We start from the raw sequence: 17,576 nt of genomic DNA on the forward strand, positions 1-17,576 counted from the left end.
GAAACTGTAGGTAATTATAGTCAGGTTCAGATCAATGTGGCGGCTTTCTCTGTCTCTGGATCTTTTGACCTCAACTATAAAATCGAACAGGGAGGAAAAGTTATAGCAGATGAATCACTTACAATTTCAGAAGATGGTAATGCATATACTCAACCGTACGTATTAAAGTAACAAGATATACCGTTGATGCCGGGATTACCCGGTATCCTTCCTGATTAGGCAAGTAGAGATGCGATTTATCGCGTCTCTACTATTTTTATAGGAAGTGTTGTTTTAATGAACACTTCGCCCATCCTGCAATCCACTCTATACATAGCGGTAAACTTCGAAATTTTTTCTCATACGATAGGTAACAATTCATCCATACTGTGGATATAAAGATGTTCACCAAAACATCTTTGATTATGAAACAGTACGTTTACCTTATCTGTATCCTTTTTATACTTCCGCTTCCCGGTCTGTTTGGACAAGGGTTGCCTAGCCTAGGAGTAGGAGGAGGATTTCAATTTCCTGCGAAGAAAGAGCATCTTTCGAATGCTTATGGGACACAATTAAATTTCTATTACCCGTTTTTCAAGAAAGGAAATTTTAGTTTGGGCCCGGCTATCGGTGGAGACTATGCCTTTGCCCATGACGGATCTACATCGTCTATAGCAAAGACAGGATTCGCATTACATCCGGAGTTTTCGTCGACGCTGTTCGAACGTAGCAACGGCTCATCCGGACAAAGGAACTATGGATGGCGAGTAGGCCCACAGGTCGATATACTGGCTGGGAGATTCCTGTTTTCAGGTATTTTACAAGCCGGACAGTCCTATTGGAGCCAAGCAGATTATAGTCTGGAGCAGGAGATCGCAAGAGGTGCAGGAGAACCTGTTCGCAAAATGATCTATGCCCGTGAAGAAGTCAAATCATCCTCATGGATGGTTTCTCCCCGTTTGCGCATAGCGTATCCGCTTTCGAATAGGATACACCTCTGGACAGAGGGTAGTCTGATGACCTCCAACATGCAGGTAAAGGAGCTGGCTATCAATTTTCCCGATGGTACCGTCATTGATGGGGAGACTATCGGAACATTTATTGAAGCCAAGTCTGTCGAGCGTGAGGCTAAAGAAAACTGGAATACCTCTGCGGTACAGTTAGGGCTTAGCTTTCAATTGGGCAAAGCAAAACGTTCTAAACCCACAAAAGGGGTATCACCCATGTATACCGGAAGCGCAAAAACAGGGGACAATCCCTTGTTCGGGAAAAAATCGCTATCGGACAAAAAACCAGATGAACAAAGATTTATAAAACCAATATTACCAAAGAATAATACGCGATTTTCCCAGGAAAAACCTGCCAAAGAACTCCGCTGGCAGCTCCTTGGAAGCAAAATTCCTACCCCTAAGTATGTGGTAGAGTTGCAACGTGTGGATGCCAAAGGGCGTCCACAACAGAGCTACCATGCGACCTCCGAAACGTTGTCCATCCCTATCGAACAAATGACCAAAGGTACATTGCCCGACGGAACGTACCGCTGGCAGGTAAAAGAAGTCGGTACCGGTTTGGTATCTACACCCCAGTTCTTTTCGGTGGGGAGTTGCCAGATTCAGTTTGAGATCAAAAATGATACAATTACCTGCCTGGGTTATGAAGGCGAGAATAGAAAATACAGAATATGTTTTGATTCGGAATACCAAAGTTCATCCGGTGATCTGACCTATACACAGCCAGGTTCCGGCCTTAATCTATTTGACCAGAATTATAATCCGTTGAGCTATACCTTGGTGGCTCCCAACACGACTTTGCAGACACAGGTCGGTAGTACATTATCTTCTGTACAGTACTGTGTAGAAGTATTGGTGCCGCCGTCGGTAACAAGTATTGGCCTTGGCCTGCAGGGCGATGATCTGGATCCCAGCCCGATATTGTGCCAGCCTGGTGTGGCTTTGGCGTTGGACAGCCTGCCCGAATGTATCTGTAAAGAATGCGATGAGCTGACTATGGATATGCAAAACATGCAGATATCACCCTATAATGGACAAGGCAATCAATTCCAGTTTGCAGGAGATCTAGTGGCTAATCAACCCTTGTATGCAGTCGAAGTACAGGTACTATCATTCGATTATACGGCGCAACCGACACCTTGTTCGCCAGGTGTATCTGTATTGGAAGAATCGGGTATGATATTGCGCCCCGGTACGACGATCAATTCAAGCTCGGCCTTACAGTTTATGAATAGTACTGCTAATCCAAATGCCAATGGGAATGCAGCTAAGGTCGTCAAGTACCAGGGTAATGGCGCGATGACCGGCAATATTCCATTGAATATCGTCGTAGGGCTACCCGGACCATTGGCCGGATTTGATGCCTCCTGCTGCCGACTGAACTACGAAGTCTGCTTCCGGGTGGTCGTGTACTATGATGAAAACAGCTGTAAGTCCTGTGTATTCACGAAGTGTTTCCAATTTGACAACCAATAAATCTTACGATCATGAAACTTTTGATATCAACTATACGAATCTGTTGCCTATTGGTCTTGGCGCTTCTGACGACCAAGCAAGGTGCCGCACAGTTTGCACCCATACAGGTGAATGAGACCCCTCAGGTGGCTACTTGTCAGTTAGGTAGTGGAGGCACCGTGACGCTGAGTGTTCCTACGGAAGCACTGACCGGCAATAATATACCTTTGCGCATCAATCTACAGGGATCCTCCTCATCAAACTGCTTGACGAAGGTGTTCATTACGGCAAGCTCCAATCTGGAATTTGTCAGCTCGGCATACCCGTTTCAGCATGTAGGTAATAATGTGTACGAGACGGTAAATCCGTTTCCAAGCAATGATAACCCGCTCTTTAATGTGCATTTCAAATTTCCGGGATATGTCACTTGTAATGGTGCCGTGGGTACATTGGATGTGCGGGTAGAAATGGATTGTGACGGACAGGTAACAGTCTGTAATAAACAGGTACAGGTCATTGCCCGGGCAGGCAATTATTGGACAGTAGAGAAAGAGTTTGTCTCCGGCAACCTGACTTGTGGTACATCACTATGGAAGGTGAATCTGTGGCACAACAACCCTAATCCCAGTGGATTGGGTACCTATGCTATACATGGGACAGTGTCTGAGAGTACAGGACTGCCTGTGGTTTCACCAAGCATACATACGGTCAATTATGCGCTGCATTATAATGGATTAAAAGAAAAGGAGTTCATTGTACAAAACTGTGTACCGGAGGGGTCGACTATTACCAATGCGGTAGATTACGATTTGGTACTAGGCAGCGTGACCAATGAGTGTGGCCGTATGCAGGGAACAGTCACGGCACAGTCACCGCCTATGATCAGTCCCAATGCTGATCTTTCCTTTACAAAACAGATGGCCGGAGTCGCCGCAAACCTCGCTCCGGGCTGTCAGGGACAATATAGTATCACGGTTTCTAACAATGGGAATGTTCCCTGGACCAATATTGTCGTCACCGATGTACTTCCTGTACACATACAGCCGGTCAACCCACCGTTATTTTCGCCATCTGGATCATGGACGTGGTCACTGACCGGAAATACGTATACTTTTTCTTTTGGCAATAATGTATTGCTACCCGGACAGAGTACAACGATCAGGATCACATTTACCATTGATCCTCTGGCGACACCGGGATCTACGATCACCAATACGGCTACAGTCCAATACCAGGCTGTCGGTCAGGGTAGTAGTTCTTCGGGTTCGGGAGGCACAGGTACCCCTTGTCCGGGAGTAAACTGTCCTGAGATCGATACATCTATCCACAACAAAACGGATAGTGTATCTTTTGAGGTGGAGCAGCCCCGTGCTATTCCTCATATCAGAAAATGTATTGTCAATCCACCTAACGGTAGCCAACCACCCATTTACCAGGTAGGTGATGTGATACGTTTTCGGATCAAGGTTGGCAATTCCGGTGCAGCTCCGCTGAGCAGTGTTGTCAGTGATGCTTTGAATACGCCGAATCAAAATCTTCAGATTATTCCGTCTTCTGTACAATATGCGTATTATACCAACGTCTCCGTGACAGGTGAGATGACCAACTGTAATCATCAGACCGTTCCGGAGCCGAATGTTCCTTTCCAGGTCATAGCCAATACGTCAGATCTTCAAAATCCGACATTTCACCTCACGAATATGCCAGGCAACTGTCTGTTGCAACGTGCGACGATGTTAGAGATCACTTTTGACGCGCTGGTCTTGCCACAGATGTATGGCAACAATAAGCTCAATACGGCAGTGTTGTCTACACCCGGTCATACGGATCTACAGCATAGTGTGCAGTATAGTATAGACGATAAAGGTTATCTGGAAGTAAACAAGAGAGCGGATCAGGATTATGTAGAAAATGGGCAAACCTTTAATTATATCATCGAAATAAATAACCTAGGCAGTACCGGGTTACACCATATCACACTGACCGATGCATTGCCCGGCTGTGTACAACGTACCGGTGATATTGTGGTCAAAAATCCTTTAGGCAATACCGTTCCTTATACGATCACAGGTAATGTACAGCTCACCTTGTCCCCGACAGAGCAGTTGGCACCGGGTGGTACGATTACCGTCACCATTCCTGTGCAAAAGGTGTCGGGTGCCACATGCTGTAATGTCACGGCATCTGCTACGGCTCGTTCGGTGACGACCGATGAATTTCTCACTTCTTTCTCGGGAACAGAGCTCGAACCTGCAGCCTGTGTGCGTAGTGTAGAATGCTGTGATGTACAAGGTTTTGAAGCACAATTGGTACAGCAGAACGGTAGATATTATTTGCATATCACAGGTGGTGCAGTACCGCTACAGGAAGTAGATGTGACGATGCTCGATTTTCATGTGGAATACAGTTCTCCGGACTGTAAACCCGCCAATATGGGTGTATTTGGTCAGCTTTCGACAACGGCTAATACGCTAGGCGGCCTGTTGTTGAGCAATGGATTCATGCCTGCCGGAAGCCTCTCGTGGGGCTTGGGAACTCCTTCGGTTATCAATGGAAATGCCATTGAACTGGAGATTACCCATCCGGCTATCTTGGATATCCCATGCTGTGAATTTGAGCTGACCTTCTGTATCAAGGTCCGTGTCAAGGACGTGAATTGTAATGTCTGTGAGAAGACCATTTGCTACACGTCCGAACCGACTGAACCACCCTGCGATCTGGCTGGTTTGGAACTCACGAGTCCGGGGCGTATCTGCCCAGGCCAGACGATATCGTTTACCTGGTCAGGAAGCAGCCCTTCGGGTGGGGTGGAGATTTACCTGGTCAATGCGGCCAATCCTAACAATTACCATGTCATCGCGACAGGGGTGAGCAATGGCATCAACAGTTATACTTATACATTGCCTGCTGACTTCCCTTGTGAAGGCAATCAACAGTGGTATATCGTCATCAAAGATCCCAAATCAGATTGTATGATCAGCAGTAAACGGTTTACGATAACATGTTGTGAGCCACGGTGTGACTGCGGCAGGTGGCTAAGCCGAGATGTGAAGATCACGCAGGTCATAGCTGCTGATAATGGCCATATACAGTTCGAAAGAGGGGATAATCTATTGAAGAGAGCTGCCAACATCAATATGGGCATCATCACACGATGCGGTGAAAAGACCACGTTGAACAAGGGTTCCTATGTACTGACCGCACCCAACTTTGGATGTACACCCGAAAGCTGTACGCCAACCTATCGGTGGGAGGTGCAGCGAGTTGGCGATAGCCAGACGACTATAGGTATGGGCAATAGCTTCCCCTACCAATTTGTACAAGACGGTATCTATAATATCAAAATCATTCCAATATGTGGAGGTCGGGAATGTGAACCTTGCCAAATACAGATCCATGTCGGACGAATCATCGGTACAGTCCACCCGGATATCGCAATAGACAGGGATGTGAGGGGATTGTAGGGATAATATGTAGAGATGCGATCAATCGCGTCTCTACACAATTATTATGGAATAGGGTCGTTATGCTTTTTGACGACTTCACGTTTGCCCGTTTCCGTATCGATTTCCATTTCGGTCTGCTTGACCAAGACGGCAAACGAAGCAGGCATAATGCCTTTACCATATTTAATGGCATATTCTTTGGTAAATTCTGCACCGAAATATAAGATAGCTGCTGAGTAGTACACCCAGGCAAGCAGGATGATGATCGATCCGGCTGCTCCATAGGCCGTAGCTGTCGCATTGTTGGAGAGATAGAGCGAAATCCCGTATTTACCAAGCATAAAGAGTAGAGAGGTAAACAGCGATCCACCCAGAATATCCCTAAAACGAACTTTTGCATCCGGCAAAAAGGAAAATATAAAACCAAATAAGGTGGCAATGACGACAAAAGTAATTCCTGTGTTGACCCATCCCCAGAGCTCAATGTTCCAATCACTCAAAAACGATTCTATGCGTTTGGTGAATACCCCGATGAGGCTACTGATGAGTAGGGAGGCCATCAACAGGAAGCTCAGTCCTAATATCATCGAAAATGAAATCAGCCGATTGATAATCAGTTTCAGCCAACCCTTTTTGGGTTTGGCTTTTACTTTCCAGATCGTATTGATAGAATTTTGGATGTCCACAAAGATTGTTGTGGATGTGATGACCAATGTGGATATACCGATGATAAGCCCGATGTTTGATCTGTTTTCAAAAGAGATCTTTTGGATGGCATCTTGCAGCAATTTCGTGGTATCAGGGCCAAATATGCTGTTCAGTTCCTCAAAGACCTGCACTTGGGCATCTTCCGAACCTTCAAGGTGCAGTCCGTAGAAGAAACCCAATGCCCAGATCATAATGATGATCAGTGGGCCAATGGAAAAAACGGTGTAGTAAGCAAGAGATGCGCTGAGTTTCATGCAGTTGTCTTCCATGAATGCATTGCCGGAGTCCAGAAGTAATTTGCCAAACCCCTTTAGCTTATCGATGACGGTCTCTTCTTGTTTCTGTTCTGTGGTACTATTGGTGTTCTGCATATATATCCGTGATTATGTCCGCATACTTTTGAAGGATTACTTTTCTTTTGAGTGACAATTTTGGAGTCAATTCACCATTGTCTATTGTCCATTCTGCGGGTAAGAGCACAAATTTCTTGATTTTTTCCCACTGTCCGAAGTCGGCATTCGCCTTGTCTACTATCTGTTGGTATTTGGCGATGATCTGTTCATTTTTGACGGCTTCCTGCTTGTCGCCGAATGGTATCCCCTTGTGCTTGCACCATTTTTCCAGCTCTTCAAAAGCCGGCACGATCAGTGCCGAAGGAAAGCGTTGGTTTTCGCCCAGTACCATCACCTGACCAATCAGCGTAGATTCCATCAGTTTGTTTTCCAATACCTGAGGAGCCACATATTTTCCTCCCGCAGTCTTGAACATTTCTTTTTTACGGTCTGTAATCCGTAAAAAACCATCTGTTGTCAGTTCGCCGATATCCCCGGTATGTAGATAGCCTTCGCTATCGATGGTTTCTTTGGTAGCTTCCTCATTCTTGTAGTATCCGGGCGTGATGGACGGCCCTTTGACGAGGATTTCGCCATCATTGGCGATCTTGACATTCAGGTTTGCCAACACACGACCTACTGTGCCAAATTTGACATCGGTTTCTGCCCAGGAGTTGACAGCCACGACAGGCGAGGTCTCTGTCAGGCCATAGCCTTCTAGTACCTTGATGTCTGCTGCCCAGAATATCCTCGCAAGACGCTCCTGCAAGGCTGCGCCACCCGAAATAATGAGTTTTATATGGCCTCCCAATGCATCTTTCCATTTGGAGAAGATCAGCTTACGGGCGATGGACAGTTTAAAGTTATACCAGCCACTGTTTAGCGGAGGTTCCTTGAATTGGTGTCCGAGGTTGAGTGCCCAAAAGAACAGGGCTTTTTTGATACCGGTCAATGCCTTTCCTTTTTCGACGATCTTGTCGTACACTTTTTCGAGCACACGCGGTACGGTCGTGAAGACATCCGGTTTCACTTCGTTGATGTCAGCGACGATATTGTCTAGATTTTCGGCATAGTAGATCTGTAGCCCTTCGGAAATGTAGAGGTACACGACCATGCGCTCGAAAATATGGCAGAGCGGAAGAAAACTCAATGCTTTACGGTATTCTTCTGTCAATAGATGGCGGCAAGCATCTACGTTGCTGATGATATTCTTGTGGGTCAGACAGACACCTTTTGGTTTTCCGGTAGTCCCCGAAGTATAGATCAAGGTCAAGAGATCGTCTTCATGTACGGCCTCGTTGTAAGGTTGGAGATCGACAGACTGTTGCTTGCCCGCTTCATACAGTTCCAGGAAATTTTTGTGACCTGCAACCTGATCAAAAGTATAGATATCGATGTTCAGCTCTTTTTCCCGTATGGCTTTTTCCAGTTTTTCGGTCAATTCCTGGTTGCTGACGAATGCTAATCTGATGTCGGCATCGTTCAGGATATAGGCCAGGTCCTGTTCGGACAGGGTAGGATAAAGAGGAACAGTAGCTATGCCAAGCTGATTGCAGGCGAAGTCCGCAAAATTCCACTCCGGTCGGTTGCCCGACATGATGGCTACACGGTCACCTTTGACAAGACCTAGCGATAGAAGCCCTTTGCTGGTATTGTCCACAATATCGAGGATCTCGTCTCGTTGATATTCTTTCCAGTCATTTTCCGACCTATTGGCCAATAAAACTTCTGCCGACGAAGTCTCTTTACCTTTTAATAAGTCAAATAGTCTGCGTGTTGTCCCCATATCTCTGCGATTATATCGTTTATAAATGATGTCAGGCCGTGCGGCTTGAATACATAAAAATACTAAAAAAAGTAATAATACTAATATGATATAGCAATTATCATTCCTATTGCTAGCCGTAGAGACGCAATGCATTGCGTCTCTACAAAGTACAGATGAAATGAATATATTTTTTCCTTTTCCATTATGGAATTCCAAACATTCCTGCATCCCTTGTTCGATAATGATTTTTTTTATACTTTGACAACTTATTGCCTCATCATGAAAAAACTGATTGGATTATTCATTTTTTTGTTTCCTCTAGCCCTCGTAGCCCAAGATCATGCCGACCAAACAAACATCGAACGATGGGAAAAGGTGGAAAGGCTTATTTCCATAAAAAACTACGAACAGACACAGCCTATCCTGGCCGATATCAAAGCCGCTGCCCGTAAAAATGGCAATAAGGCCGAATGGATCCGTGCGGTATTGGCCGAAAGCCGCGTGATGAAGGTCAATAATACGGACGATACGACCTTTGTCAAGACCCGAAGACATTTGGAGGAAGCCATCCGTCAAGGCGATACGTTGCAAAAAGCTGTTCTTCGAAATTTCTACGCACTGTTTCTATGGTCCAATGCCAATCGGTACCTATCCGATAGTTCAGATGATTTCGTTGCAGCAGATGCCAAGACAAAATACCGGGTCGTAGATTCTTTATTCAGCCTGTCTCTCAAAGAAAAGGATCTACTGATCGGGAGTTCTATCAAACATTGGACACCACTGTTGGAGAAAAGATATAACCTCATTCTCACCCCCACAATATACCATTTCCTGGCCTACCAATATATAGGTTTTCTGAAACAGTCTTCCGACAGGCAAGAAGCCATGGACAAAGTCAAAGCATTGGACGGGCATTTGTTGGCCGTCAATAAAAAATACGGCTATCGTAGTGCGACTTCGTATCTGCTCACCCGCGATATTGTATATGGATCAGAAGATTTTATTAAATCCTATGAAGAGGTAATCAAAAACCATAAATCTCATTACAATGCCTACCTGCTTTATCAGATAGCACAATGGTATAACAATTCAAAGGGTGACAAAGCAAAGGCACTGGAATATATCCATCGTGCATTGGACGAATATCCAAAATCGTCGTGGATAGCCAACAGCAAAGGTCTTGAAAAAAAGATCAAGCAGGCAACATTATCATTAGAACACGCCGTATTTGCACCCTCCGAGGAATATACACCGATCAAACTAACTGCTCAAAATGTAGATACCTTGTATATACGTGTGTACAATACGACCAATACCCCTAAAAACTACAAACAATATACTGTCAAATACGACTCGGTTAGTTTCTTGACATCGGTGGATGCCTCCGTCCGATACGAGGAACAAATGGTATTGAAGGCATTTGATGACCACAAAGCGCATCATACCATTTACAAACTGAATCCACTGCCTTATGGCAATTATATCATACTTGCATCCAATAATAAAGAATTCAAAAATGATGGCGAACAAAGAACAGTCGTCAGCTCGACGCTTGTTGTGACGGATATGTTTATTAGTGCTTCAATGGACAAGGAAACGGAAAAGTTTGATTTATACAAAGGGCTTTTGGTCCATCGCAAAACAGGGCGACCCCATGCCCATAAAAAGGTGCAGCTCTACGATACGGAGTCGAAAACCCCTAAGCTGATCCAGTCCTTACAGACAGATCAAAAGGGTGAATTTGTGTACAAAGCGAACGATCGGAAATCCAAACAAGATCTGGACGACTGTGAGTTGTTCCTGCCCGAAGAAAATCAGCTCATTGCCTTAATGGAATTGGACGATATACCCGAACATTACAACGAAAAGAATAATACAGAAGAAGGCAGTACACGTTTTCGGACAATGCTGGATCGTGCTATTTATCGTCCGGGACAGACGGTTTATTTCAAGACCATCGTATACAACAACCATGAGCTGACCGGGAAGGTCATGGACAATACGGAAATAGATGTATTTTTGTATGATGCCAACCGTCAAAAGATCGATTCCTTACAATTGACTACCAATGCTTTTGGTTCGGCAAACGGTACATTCAAGTTGCCCAACAGAACATTGGCAGGGACATTTCGATTAGAGGTCAAAGCCAAAGAAGGAGGCAGCGATACCCATTATCTGCGGGTAGAGGAATACAAACGACCGACGTTCAAAGTGGAGTTTGAGCCCAATAAGGAAACGTATACGCTGAAGGATACAGCTGTATTTGTCGGAAAAGCAGAATCTCTCGCCGGAGCCAAACTGCCGGATGCGACGGTACGGTACACGGTCAAATTTTACGGCGGTAAACAATACAAGTACAGGACCATCAATTATCTTGATACGGTCACGATCACGGATGCAGATGGTAGGTTTAAGATCGTGGTTCCTTTGATGGATACCATATTTCGAGGTTTGACCGATTTCTCACTGTCTTATACCGCTGAGGTCAGCACTCCCTCGGGCGAGATGCAAAGTGCATCGGGGTCATATGCTTTTTCGACCAAGCCCTGGCGGATAGCCGTCCAGTCGGCATACAGTGTCGAAGAGAAGCGGTGGAGCACATTGCACATCCGGACGACCAACCAAAATGGTCAGCCTTTGAAATTTGCCGGAAAGGTCAATATATATAAAATAGGCGAACACCGAAAGCCACTGTCCGATGTCTATGAGCAGTATTTCCAGAATACCGAATACCACTTGCTGGACAATGACGAGTACGAACGTTACTTTCCCCATTATTTTGATGCGCTTACCCTAAAGAAAGGCACCAAAGAATACATGCAGTCCTATACGTTCGATACCCGGGATACATCCCTGGTAGCGTTGGACTCCAATCTATTTACCAAAGGACGATACAGCATTGAAGCATTCACAGTACAAGGAAACGATACGGTCCGGGCTTCGGCGACGACCTATGTCTATGATGCCAAGACCCGCAAAACGAATGAAAACCAGTTTTTCAGTTATGCCTTGGACAAAGACAGCTATACCATAGGAGACAAGGTGACCATACGTTTTTATACCGATGTAGCCGGTGCCGACAATCTTTTCTTGTTCCCGTCCATAGGCAATATCAAAGAAGATACGCAGGTACTTACCTGGCGGGATGGTCAAGCCTCCTACAGTTTTGTGCTACGCGAGGACATGATCTCGCCTACGGTCGAATTTTCGGCACTCTTTGTCCGCAACAATCAGGCTGCACAGGTCAGTATTCGCATTCCGGTTGTACGTACGGACAAGGGGCTGGAGATCAAGACCGTGACGTTTAGGGATAAGATCACACCCGGACAAAAGGAAAAATGGAGCTTTACGGTCAGCCACAAAAACCAAAACGTGGCGGCCGAGCTATTGGCCACGATGTACGACAGCTCATTGGATGTATTTGCTTCCAACAATTTTCCGGGCAGTTTTGCCATCCACACGCCCTATTATAGCAGTCTGAATTTTCGTTATTTATTGAATGAATTCAGACAGAGTACGTCTAGCAACACTTCATTCCGCAAATCCCTGTCTTATAGGAGTAGAGACAACAGGCTTTCTGTTGTGCGTAGCTATGATCTGTGGAAACCGGGAGCTTGGTATTATTTCCGAACAAATTTTGACGGAAATAATGTCTTGGATGAGGTTGTCGTAGTAGGGTATGGGACGCAAAAGAAGATGAGTTTGACGGGAGCCGTGGCGGGTGTCGAAGCCCAATCCGCGAGTGTCATGCTTAGGGGGACATCTTCTGTAGGAGGTACTGCTCCTCTTTATGTGATCGACGGAGAGATCGTCGAAAACTTTGATCAAGCTTCGATAGACCAAAGTCTGATCGACAACATTGAGGTATTGAAAGATGCGGCGGCGACCGCTATCTATGGATCCAGAGGTGCCAATGGCGTTGTAGTGATCACCACCAAGGAAGGAAAGGAAAAGCAGGAACAGCTGGATAATGTCCAGGCGCGCACTAACCTGCGGGAAACCGCTTTCTTCTACCCGACACTGTACACGGATGCCGACGGCAATGTATCTTTTGAATTTGACTCGCCCGAAGCCTTGACCAAGTGGAAACTGTTGCTCTTTACCCATGGCAAAAATCTGGAAGCCGGCTCGGCAACGTTGTTTACGCAGACCCAGAAGCAATTGATGGTACGGCCCAATCTTCCACGCTATTTCCGGGAGGGCGATAGGATCACCCTCAAAGCACAGATCCAGAATCTCAGTAAAGCCATCCAAAAAGGAAGTGCGCGCATCGAGATACTGAATCCCGAAAATAATGAGGTGATTACGGCACATTTTGTGACGGAAAACAGCACCAAAACCTTTGAAGCACAGTCGGCCAACAATACCATTGTCGAATGGCAGCTCACCGTACCCAAGGACTATCCATCGGTGCATATCAAGATTGTAGCAGCTTCCGACGAGTTTTCGGATGGCGAGATGCAAGAAGTGCCTGTCCTTCCAAACCGTATCTTGGTTTCCGACACGGAGAAGATCGTTTTGAAAGCCAAGGAAGCGCAAACTTACCCTATCCATGCCGCGCAAAAGGATAATCTATATGCTAGGATACAGGTGCAGAGCAACCCCATTCTGGAAATCATTTCGGCATTGGACTACTTGAAAAACTATCCTTACGAGTGCAGCGAACAAAGTACGAGCAAATGGTTTGGGTTGAAAATGGTGCAATATATTGCCAAGCACTATCCTGCTATAGCGGACTATTTCAAGTCCCTCCACACGGCCGAAGCAACGGGCAAGCTCGAAGACAATGCCTCGCTGAGCGAGCTTAAGCTGGAAGAGATGCCTTGGCTGCGTGATATCCAAGGCGATGAGGCCAAACTCCATGCGATTGCTGCTCTTTTCAACAGCAATATACAGGATGAAATAAAGGTCATTGAAAGCAAGGTACTGAAAAACCAATTGCCGAGTGGTGGATTCTCCTGGTTTGAGGGGGGAAAAGAAAATACCTACATTTCTTCGCGTATCCTGGAGATACTAGGCAAAGTACTGTATCTGGACAAGACATTGATCACGCCTGATATCCGTAGTGCCGCCGAGAAGCTGACCAAGTACCTGGATAGGGACAGTACGATGTTCGGCCCGAAGGCAGATTATTCGGCCGGACTGGATTACCTGTATGCAAGACAATACTGGAATGCGTACGTCGGCGTGGATACGGCCAAAGTCCATAAATTACAAGATATATTGGCCAGATCCTCCGAGACGACGGCAAAACGTCCGGCCGGCGTTGCTGCAAAAGCATGGATCGTCAGCCAGATTTTTGGACAGGGAAAGACGTCTAGCGAACTCAAGAACCGTATCGTACAAGAGGCCATTTCGGACGAAAACAAAGGGCTGTATTGGGAATCCAATGCGAATTGGTACAATAGTACGAGCCTGCAGTCCTATATGGTCGAAGCCTATAAATTGCATGACCCAAGCAAATTGCAGGCGATCACACAATGGCTTTACTACAGCAAGCAAGCGAACCACTGGCGTACCACTTGGATGACTGTAGATGCCGTTTATGCGCTGCTGTTGGCGAATAATCCACAGGATTTTGCGATGGAAAATACCGTAAAGGTATATGTCAATCAGCAAGAAGCCAAAGCCAATAAGCTGGTGTTGGGCCAATTCACGAAGTCATTCGATAAGGAAGAATTACAGTCCGACAAAGACGTCAGGGTGGAGAATAACAATGACCGTACGGTCTACGGAAATATCGTGCACCAATATTTTCTGCCGTTGGAGAAGGTCGAGCGCTCTACACAGGCGATTTCGGTGCAAAAGCAATATTTTGTCGAACGAAACGGTGCTTGGGTCGCAACTACCGAGGCAAAATTGGGTGAACGCATCAAGGTCAAATTGACCGTGGTCAACGATGCAGAGTTGCAGTATGTGCATCTGAAAGATGCACGGCCATCCGGCGTCGAGCCGGTCTATCGTCCTTCGGGTTACCAATGGTGGCAGGGGTATTATTTTACGATGAAAGATGCTTCTACCAATTACTTCTTTGACCATCTGGGCAAAGGCAAGCGTGAATTTGAATATGAAGTCAAGGCCAACAATGTGGGAGTGTTCAATTCGGGCATCACGACCGTAGCGTGTATGTACGATCCGTCGGTACAAGCCCGTTCGGAAAATGTGGTACTGACGATCAGGGAGTAAACTTGTAGAGGCGCGACTAAATCGTGCTTCTACTTTTAGGTATGGTTTTTGTCTTTATGAAATTGTAGAATTGTATATTTCCTCTAAAAGTAAGCTTTCAATGGCAGAGGAGAACCGAGCTTGCGAGCTCACCGCAGGTAAATCGATAAACCACGAAGTGCTCATGAATACCTTTGGAAACATACAATCATGAATAATTGCTTTTATATGTAATGCAATTATATTGCATATAAAAGACAATTTATCTAAGTTTGCATGGACACTGAAAATATAAAAAACAACTTTGTATGATAAATAACTTACGTTTCTCCATTTTTGCTGTTGTATTCTTCTTTTTTTGCCAACATTCATACGCTCAACTGGATACCCAACATGCTGCTGGCGTGCGCTTTGGTAGTGCTACGGGGATCAGCTATCGGTACACCTTGCATGAAAGCCGTGCATTGGAAGGGATATTGAGCTGGCAAAGCTCGTCCCGCACGAGCCGTTTCCGTATCGTGGGACTATACCAATACCACAAGCCTTTGGCCGATAATTTTTCCTGGTATTACGGTTTTGGAGGGAGTTTCGGGAGTGTCCAATATAAGTCTTATAAAGATTCCGACGGCAATACGATCCCTTCTTCTTCCGGTCTTTTGTTGAGTGTAGATGGCGTGATCGGTATCGCATACGATATCCCCGATACACCACTGGCCTTATCGTTGGATGCAAAACCTTATCTGGACTTTATTCAAGAGTCTTCCATCCGGTTGATCGATCCTATAGGGTTTACGATCCGGTATAAATTTTAATGTATTTCTCATGTTAGCGCACGAATCCTTTCGTGTGCTTGTTTATTCGAGGCACACGAAGGGATTCGTGCGCCAGCGTTTGTATAAATTTTAATGTATTTCATTGTAGAGACGCGATTAACCGAACGTAGCGAGCTCATCGAAGATAATCGCGTCTCTACAACGATAACCATATATCCCCCAATCGCCTTTGTTCGTCAGAGGCTGATTCCATCCTTTGGATCACAAAGGATTTTTTGTTGGCATACTGTAATGTCACGGGGATGTATTCGATAATACCGTCCCTGGCCACGATCATCCGGATCTCGTCTCCAGCCTGCACAGTGGCCAGTACATGGTCTATCGCTTTACCGTTTCCATCGATCCGATAGTCGTTGATAGCGATGAGCTCGTCGTCCACGCTGAGCCCTGCCTGCCATGCCGCTGAATCCCGGTCTATATTTTTGATGATGACACGTGTGTCGTTATTCACGGTCTTGATGCCCAATGACAAGGTTTTGTTCTCTTGGTTGCTGTCGATGAGCTCGTACCCCACTGCATGGAAATAGCGGTTGTAGTCCAACTCGACAAGTTCATGTGCCGCCCGAAAGATGTCCGAAAGATCCGTTCCTACGATTTCTTCGGCCAGCCTCTGAAACTCGGCCTCTTCAAAGCCACGGTTTTCTATGAGGTAGAATTTTTCATACGCCGCCCGGACCACATCGTCCAACCTCCTGTGTCCCTCGGTGTGTGCGATGATCTTGGTGTCCAATGCGGCGGCCAGCATGGCTCCTTTGTTGTAGTAGGATATGGAGGTATTGTGCGAGTTTTCGTCCGGTCGGTACTGTTTGATCCAGGCATCAAAGCTGGCGGCAGCGGCACTTTGCAAGGTATAGCCCGGACGGTTGTAGACCGTATTGAAATCCTGTGCCAACTGTTGCAGGTATTCCTTTTCGTCGTAAAAACCACATCTCCGTATGATCAAATTGTCATAATAGGCCGTAAAACCTTCCATGATCCACAATGCTGTAGTATAGTTTTCCACGTTGTAGTTGAACGGTCCAAGAGCTTTAGGCCGTAGTCTTTTGACATTCCACAAGTGGAAATATTCATGGGCGACCAGACTGAGGTACGCCTTATAGGTCACCGGATTGGCATAGTGGAATCGGGGTGTTGCCAGCACGGTCGAATTCAGGTGCTCTAATCCACCACTGCCACTCTGTGAGTGATGGGTGATGAAGAGGTAATAATCGTTGGGGTTTGATCCCCAGATTTTATTTTCTTCCCGTACGATGGTCGTGATATCTGCTGTCAGTCGATCACGGTCATAATCCGCTTTGCCGACCATACAGCACTCATGCAGGGTGCCGTCTACGTCAAAGAGCCAAGTGTCTTGGTTGCCCGCTTCTATGGGGCTGTCGTAGAGGATATCAAAGTTTTCGGCATAGAAAGTCTGTTCCGCTATTTTGGGAAGTCCCGAAGATATCTTGCTCCAGGCAGGAGGCAGATCGATCATGATGTGGGCAGGATGGGCAAGGTGGCCATCTATGTAGAAAAAAATACCAACGGGACTTAGAAAAGCGTGTTGCGCATCGATAAAACTCGTTCGCACCGATCGCTCAAAGGCGTAGACGCTATAACGTATATGCACATCTTGTCCTTCGGTCCATATCCGCCAGGTATTTTTGTCCGTTTTTTCGTGAAGGACATCTATTCCCTGCTCGTCCTGTACGGAAAATCGTTCTACATTCTTGGCATATTCCCGGATGAGGTAGGACCCGGGAGCCCATACCGGCATTTTGACGTCCAGTTGTTTCTGTGTAGAAAATCCTTGTATATGCATGTCGACGTTCACATAATGTGTCTGACATTCGGGAAAGGAAAGGCGAAATGTAATGCTTGAGTTCATCATCTTATCAATT

General features: G+C 46.0%; 7 protein-coding genes. 4 read left to right on the forward strand and 3 right to left on the reverse strand.

What is annotated here, in order from left to right:
• The first annotated feature begins 404 nt into the window (after positions 1 to 404).
• Entirely contained in the window at positions 405 to 2,465 is a 2,061-nt protein-coding gene (locus tag G5B00_RS14985; RefSeq protein ID WP_163877195.1) for a hypothetical protein, read from the forward strand.
• A gap of 11 nt (positions 2,466 to 2,476) precedes the next feature.
• Entirely contained in the window at positions 2,477 to 5,908 is a 3,432-nt protein-coding gene (locus G5B00_RS14990; RefSeq protein ID WP_163877198.1) for a Ser-Thr-rich GPI-anchored membrane family protein, read from the forward strand.
• Positions 5,909 to 5,952: 44 nt separating this feature from the next.
• Here G5B00_RS14990 and G5B00_RS14995 read toward each other — a convergent pair whose 3' ends face one another.
• Both G5B00_RS14995 and G5B00_RS15000 read right to left on the reverse strand, forming a co-directional pair.
• Positions 5,953 to 6,969 carry a YihY/virulence factor BrkB family protein gene (locus tag G5B00_RS14995; protein WP_163877201.1) on the reverse strand — a complete coding sequence of 339 codons (1,017 nt, stop codon included), beginning with the start codon at positions 6,967 to 6,969 and terminating at the stop codon, positions 5,953 to 5,955.
• Positions 6,953 to 8,716: an AMP-dependent synthetase/ligase gene (locus tag G5B00_RS15000; RefSeq protein WP_163877204.1), complete on the reverse strand. Its 1,764-nt coding sequence runs from the start codon at positions 8,714 to 8,716 to the stop codon at positions 6,953 to 6,955. Before G5B00_RS15000 ends, G5B00_RS14995 begins: the two co-directional genes overlap by 17 nt.
• Positions 8,717 to 8,977: 261 nt before the next feature.
• Between G5B00_RS15000 and G5B00_RS15005 the strand changes: the two genes are divergently transcribed.
• Together G5B00_RS15005 and G5B00_RS15010 are read left to right on the forward strand one after the other, a co-directional pair.
• Complete coding sequence (locus tag G5B00_RS15005) at positions 8,978 to 14,884, forward strand: alpha-2-macroglobulin family protein (protein WP_163877208.1); 5,907 nt, start codon at positions 8,978 to 8,980, stop codon at positions 14,882 to 14,884.
• Between the two features lie 287 nt (positions 14,885 to 15,171).
• Positions 15,172 to 15,675 carry a hypothetical protein gene (locus G5B00_RS15010; protein WP_163877210.1) on the forward strand — a complete coding sequence of 168 codons (504 nt, stop codon included), beginning with the start codon at positions 15,172 to 15,174 and terminating at the stop codon, positions 15,673 to 15,675.
• A 157-nt stretch (positions 15,676 to 15,832) separates the two neighbouring features.
• On the opposite strand, the gene G5B00_RS15015 is transcribed toward G5B00_RS15010, so the two are convergent.
• Entirely contained in the window at positions 15,833 to 17,566 is a 1,734-nt protein-coding gene (locus G5B00_RS15015) for a M61 family metallopeptidase (protein WP_163877213.1), read from the reverse strand.
• Positions 17,567 to 17,576 lie beyond the last annotated feature (10 nt).

The organism is Parapedobacter sp. SGR-10 (assembly GCF_011030405.1).
Taxonomy (GTDB): domain Bacteria; phylum Bacteroidota; class Bacteroidia; order Sphingobacteriales; family Sphingobacteriaceae; genus Sphingobacterium.

Bases quoted from the DNA above. Each gene is read 5' to 3' on its own strand.
- G5B00_RS14985 (WP_163877195.1), top strand. From the start codon at position 405: ATGAAACAGTACGTTTACCTTATCTGTATCCTTTTTATACTTCCGCTT.
- G5B00_RS14990 (WP_163877198.1), top strand. From the start codon at position 2,477: ATGAAACTTTTGATATCAACTATACGAATCTGTTGCCTATTGGTCTTG.
- G5B00_RS14995 (WP_163877201.1), bottom strand. From the start codon at position 6,969: ATGCAGAACACCAATAGTACCACAGAACAGAAACAAGAAGAGACCGTC.
- G5B00_RS15000 (WP_163877204.1), bottom strand. From the start codon at position 8,716: ATGGGGACAACACGCAGACTATTTGACTTATTAAAAGGTAAAGAGACT.
- G5B00_RS15005 (WP_163877208.1), top strand. From the start codon at position 8,978: ATGAAAAAACTGATTGGATTATTCATTTTTTTGTTTCCTCTAGCCCTC.
- G5B00_RS15010 (WP_163877210.1), top strand. From the start codon at position 15,172: ATGATAAATAACTTACGTTTCTCCATTTTTGCTGTTGTATTCTTCTTT.
- G5B00_RS15015 (WP_163877213.1), bottom strand. From the start codon at position 17,566: ATGATGAACTCAAGCATTACATTTCGCCTTTCCTTTCCCGAATGTCAG.